Source organism: Streptomyces viridosporus (genome assembly GCF_002078235.1).
Taxonomy (GTDB): Bacteria; Actinomycetota; Actinomycetes; order Streptomycetales; family Streptomycetaceae; genus Streptomyces; species Streptomyces viridosporus.
Genome location: NZ_MSGP01000422.1, coordinates 1 through 4,822, shown reverse-complemented (window position 1 = coordinate 4,822; position 4,822 = coordinate 1). Strand labels below are relative to the sequence as shown.

Annotated in this window: 4 protein-coding genes; 1 reads left to right on the top strand and 3 read right to left on the bottom strand. The window is 75.3% G+C overall.

The window, feature by feature from the left end; genetic code table 11:
- Positions 1-1,968: WD40 repeat domain-containing protein (locus B7L92_RS27515; RefSeq protein ID WP_143626386.1), on the top strand; the 1,968-nt coding region annotated here is incomplete at its 5' end.
- Between the two features lie 10 nt (positions 1,969-1,978).
- Here B7L92_RS27515 and B7L92_RS27510 read toward each other — a convergent pair.
- The 3 genes from B7L92_RS27510 to B7L92_RS27500 form a co-directional block, all read right to left on the bottom strand.
- Complete coding sequence (locus B7L92_RS27510; protein WP_081240058.1) at positions 1,979-3,007, bottom strand: glycoside hydrolase family 6 protein; 1,029 nt, start codon at positions 3,005-3,007, stop codon at positions 1,979-1,981.
- Positions 3,008-3,370: 363 nt separating this feature from the next.
- Complete coding sequence (locus tag B7L92_RS27505) at positions 3,371-4,105, bottom strand: class F sortase (protein WP_081240057.1); 735 nt, start codon at positions 4,103-4,105, stop codon at positions 3,371-3,373.
- Between the two features lie 2 nt (positions 4,106-4,107).
- Complete coding sequence (locus B7L92_RS27500) at positions 4,108-4,707, bottom strand: hypothetical protein (protein ID WP_081240056.1); 600 nt, start codon at positions 4,705-4,707, stop codon at positions 4,108-4,110.
- Positions 4,708-4,822 lie beyond the last annotated feature (115 nt).

Below are 4,822 nucleotides of genomic sequence, written 5' to 3'. Positions count from 1 at the left end.
CTGCGGGGGGAGGAGCGGCCCAGGCCGCTCCGGCGCACCGAGAACGGCGACAGCGACCACATCGCCGTCTCGCCCGACGGGCGGAGCGTGGCCCGCGCGACCGACTGGGGCGTGATCTCCCTCGGAGTGCGGGACACCTCCGATCCCGACTCGCGCGCCCTTCGCTTCGTCCCGCTGCGCAGGGCCGCGGTCGCCCGCGACAACCCGCGCGGCGTCCGCGATCTGCGCTTCGACGGCGAGGGGAAGCGCATCCTCGCCACGATTCCCCGCGAGGGGGTCCTCGTGTGGCGCACCGAGGACGGCCGGCGCACGGGCCGCACCCTCGCCCCGCCGCGCGGCTGGGACGCGGCGCAGGCATGGTTCGGTGCGGACGGCACGGTGGTGGCGCGGATCGTGCCCTCCGGTGCCGGCGCCGAGGACGGGCGCGGCCGGCTGGTCTCCTGGGACCTGGACCGGGGCACGCTCCACCGCCCCTGGGGCGAGCGGGCCACGGCCTCCGCGACGGTCAGCGGCAACGGACGCGTCCTGGCCACCTGTACCGAACAGGGCGTCCTCGAGGCCTGGCGGCTGGGCACCGAACCCCGCCGCTTCCGGAACTGGGAGAACAGCGCCTTCCAGGGACTGTGCCCGCTGTACGCGCCCCGCCTCGACGCGTCGGGCCGCTACCTGATCAATCCCACCGGCCGCATCGGCACCGATCTCGGCCGGGTGCGCTTCCTCGTCGTCGATCTGGAGAAGGGCCGGCCCGCCACCTTCGACACCCCCGCCGCCGCGGCCGAGGACCGGAACGTCACCGGCCGCACGTTCGCGCCGCCGGTCGCCCTCGCCGGCCCCCCGGGGAACCTGCGGGCAGCGGTCGCCGTCGGCGGGAGCGTCGTGACCGTGCGGGTCCGGCCGCCCACGGAGTTCGACGCCAACGCCCTGATCCACCGCGTCCGCACACCGGACGCACCACACAACCGGCTGGCGGTCGTCGGGAGCGACGGCACCGTCCTGCAGCTCTGGGACCTGACCGGGCGGAAGTTCCTCGCGTCGGCGCGGGCGTCACGGCCGCTGGCCGACCTGTACGCCGCCTTCACCCCGGACGGACGGCGGCTGCTGACCGTCGCCGAGGACCGGCGCACGGTCCTCGTCTGGCGGATCTCCGGGGAGGCGGGCGGGACCGTGCTCACCGAGGAGCACGTGCTGCGGCTGCCCCTCCCGCCCGACCTCGACGCCGTCGGCCCGGATCCGCTCACGGGACTCTCTCCGGCCTGGATCAACATCGGCTTCTCCGACGACGACCACGCCGTGATCTCGGGCCTGTCGTACGTCTCCTACTGGCGACTCGACACCGGCGAAGAGACCGGGAGGAGGTTCCAGCCCCCGTTCCAGGAGAAGTACCAGATCGCCAACGAGGCGGCGGGGACCTTCGCCGGTGCCGTCCCGGGAAAACCGCAGGCGGTGGTGCGGACGGTGGACGCGATCGGGGTCTGGGACTTCGACTCCGGTGACTTCACACCGTGGTTCAGAAGAAAGGACGAGCAACGGCCGGTCCGGTCGATGCTCCTCTCCCCCGACGGCGGACACCTGGTCGTGCAGTACGCGGGGGGCGCAGTGCACCTGTGGGACGTCCGGCGGAAGAAGCAGGAAGACCCCCTCGCCTACGACCGGGTGCACTGGCTCGGCCGCTTCCTGGACGATCGTGCCCTGCACACCACCACCGAGGCCGGTGAGCAGCTGGTGTGGGACGTCACGGAACGTCAGGAGCTGTACCGCTACCACGTGGGATACGGCTCGGTGGCCTCGCCGGGCGCCGACGGGACGTCCCTCACGATCCTCGACGGATCGCGTGCCACCGTCGTCCCGCTCGATCCCGAGCAGTGGATCGAGCGGGTGTGCACCCTGGCTCAGCGCGAACTGAACGCGGGAGAGCGGCGGTTGGCGGCCGACCGCGGCGAGGTCGAGGACGTGTGCCCCCGCCGGTGACCCGGCGGGTTCAGCCGCCGGCCCGGGCGAGCTTCAGCGCGTACTCCGGCCACCACTGGCCCGCCTTGGGGCCGCCCTTGCACTCGCCGTCCGACTCGCCGGGCCGCTTCACCCACAGATAGGCGTCGACCAGCGGGTCCGCGGTCTTCACCGTCGGGGTCTCGCCGAGCGCGCGGCCGGGCGGGTTGCACCAGCGCTCGTCCGCGGCGCCCCCGGTGTACGGGCCGTTGCCGTTGCGGCTGGTGTCGACGACGAAGGGCTTGCCGCCGATCTTGGCGGAGAGCTTCTTGCCGTAGGCGATGGAGTCCTCGGTGGAGTAGAAGTTGGAGACGTTCACCGAGAAGCCGTCGGCCCGGTCGACGCCCGCCCACCGGAGCGGCTCGAAGATCTGGTCGGGGTCGCCCCAGCCGGCGTTGCCGGCGTCCAGGTAGACCTTGGTGTTCTTCAGGGCCTTCAGCTTGGTGACGGCGTCCTTGAGGAGGTCGTAGCGCTCCTCGTGGTACTCGTCCGGGGTGCAGCCGTCCACCAGGTGCAGCACCGCGTCGGGCTCGAGTATCACGGTCGCCGGCCGGTCCCCGATGCCCTGGGCGACGTCGTCGACGAAGGCGCGATAGGCGTCGCCGTCGGCGGCACCGCCCTGCGAGTACTGGCCGCAGTCGCGGTGCGGGATGTTGTAGAGGACCAGCAGCGCGGTGCGGCCCGCCCTGTCGGCGGCCTCGGTGAAGCCGCGGGTCTGCTCCCGCGGGTTCTCCGGGCTGATCCACTCGGCGACGGGCTGTTCGGCGATCTTGCGGATCTGCCGGGCCTCCGTCTCCTTGCCGGCCTTCTCCAGGGCGGCGACCTGCTGCGCGGCGGTGCCGTCCGGGTTGACCCAGAAGGGGTCGGCCTCCTTCGGCTGCTGCGTGATCCCCGCGCCGGCCTCCGGCTCCTCCCCCTTGCCGTCGGAGGAGGAACACCCCGTGATCAGCAGCGCCGCCCCCAGCGCCACTGCGGACGCCCGCCTCCCGGCGAACGCCCCGACCCCCCTGCTGTCGTACATCCAACCCCCCCTTGGGTGCACTTGTGCCAAGTGTTCCGAGCCCCAATCCTGACACACGCCCGGCGGCGCCCACGAGGTCGAGCCCTCGTTGTCCGCGGGCTGTTACAGCCCGGTTCCCCGGGGCGGGACCGGACGCCGCCGTGAACGCCAGGACGGCGAGGCCACCTGCGGTCATCACGGAGAGCGACCGGGCCGGGACGTGGTGCGCGCCGACGCCTGGGCCCGGGCACGCCGTTCGTTCCGGAGTCGTGCCCGCCGACCGGGCCGGGTGACGGGCGGCCGTCGTGCCGGTGGGTGCGGGCGGCCGTCGTGCCGGTGGGTGCGGGCGGGCCGTCGTGCGGGTCGGTACGGTCGGGGATCCGGTCAGGCCCGGGTCGGGGTTCCGGTCGCCGGTGGGGAGACGGTTCCCGTCGGCGTTCCGGTGCGCGTTCCGGTGCGCGTCCCGGTCAGGTACGCCGAGACGATCACGTTGGCCGTGCAGCCGCCGCTCGCCCGGTCGAAGCCGCCGCCGCAGGTGACCAGCCGGAGTTCCGCCCGGCCGGCGCGGTGCGGCCCGTAGGCCTGTTGGGCGTCGAAGCGGTCCCGGTCGACGATCCGGACGTCCTCGACGGTGAACTCGGCGAGCGCGCCGTCCGCGCGGACCACCCCGATCCGTTGGCCGGGCCGCAGCGTGCCCACCCGGTGGAAGACGGCGGGCCGGGTCTCGGTGTCGACGTGCCCCACCAGCAGCGCGGTGCCCGCCGCCCCCGGCGCCACTCCGCCCGCGTACCAGCCGACCACGCCCGGCTGGCCGAACGGCGGCGGATCGGGCGCCCCGCGTTCGTCCGGACCGCGGGCGACCACCGGCGCCCGGACGCCGAGAGCGGGGATGTCGAGGCGCTGCGGCGGCGCGGTGCCCAGGGGGTGGTGCGCCGGGGGCAGGTCGCCCCGGGGCGGGCGGCCGGCCGCCGCCATGTCGCCCGTGGCCGGCCCGGAGGCACCGGGCGGGACGTCGGTCGCCTCGCGGCCCCACAGCCACAGCCCCAGCAGCAGCACCAGCCAGGCCACGCCGGCGAGCAGCCGTCCGGTGCCGGACGGGGAACGGTCCTGCTCCGCCATGGTCAGCCCGCTCCGCCGCTCCGCCGGACGCGGTCGCGCACGACGGCCGCCGTCGCGGTCCCCACGAGCGCCAGGCCGATCACCGTCTGGGCCGTGCCGGGGCCGTCCTCGCGGGTGGTGTCGGCGGCCAGGCGCGCGGTGGCGCCGCCACCGGCGTCGACGGGGGCGACGGTCGAGGCCGGAGCACCCGGCGTGACCGGAGTGACCGGCGCGACCGGCGCGGTGGGGGGTGCGCCGGAGGCGCCCGCCGCCCCACCGGGCCGCTCCTCCCGCGCCGGGGCGACCACGAGGGCGCCCTTGCGTTCGGTCCCCCCGCAGTCGACCCGCACGTCGTACGTCCCCGCGGTGAGCGAGGACCGGACACGGCTCTCGCCGACGAGCACGCCGTCGGCGGCGGTGAGCCGTGCGTCCGAGACGAACGCCGGGGACACGGCGACCGCCGTCCGCTCGGCGCACCCGGCCACCTCCAGGGCGACGTCGGTGCCGGGTGCGGAAGCCGCCGGGGTCACCGAGACGCCCCCGCCGTCCGCCGCGTACGCCGCCGGCGCGAGCGCCGCCGCGGCCAGGGCGCCGGCGCAGAGAGTCAGCAGCAGGGAACCCATCGTGAACCTCCAGACACCTGGAGCGTCCCCCGCGGGCCACGGCACCGCACCCTCGCGGTGCCGTGATTGCTCCGTCCGGGTGGCGCCCCGGACGGCCCGGGGTCCGGACCCCGGG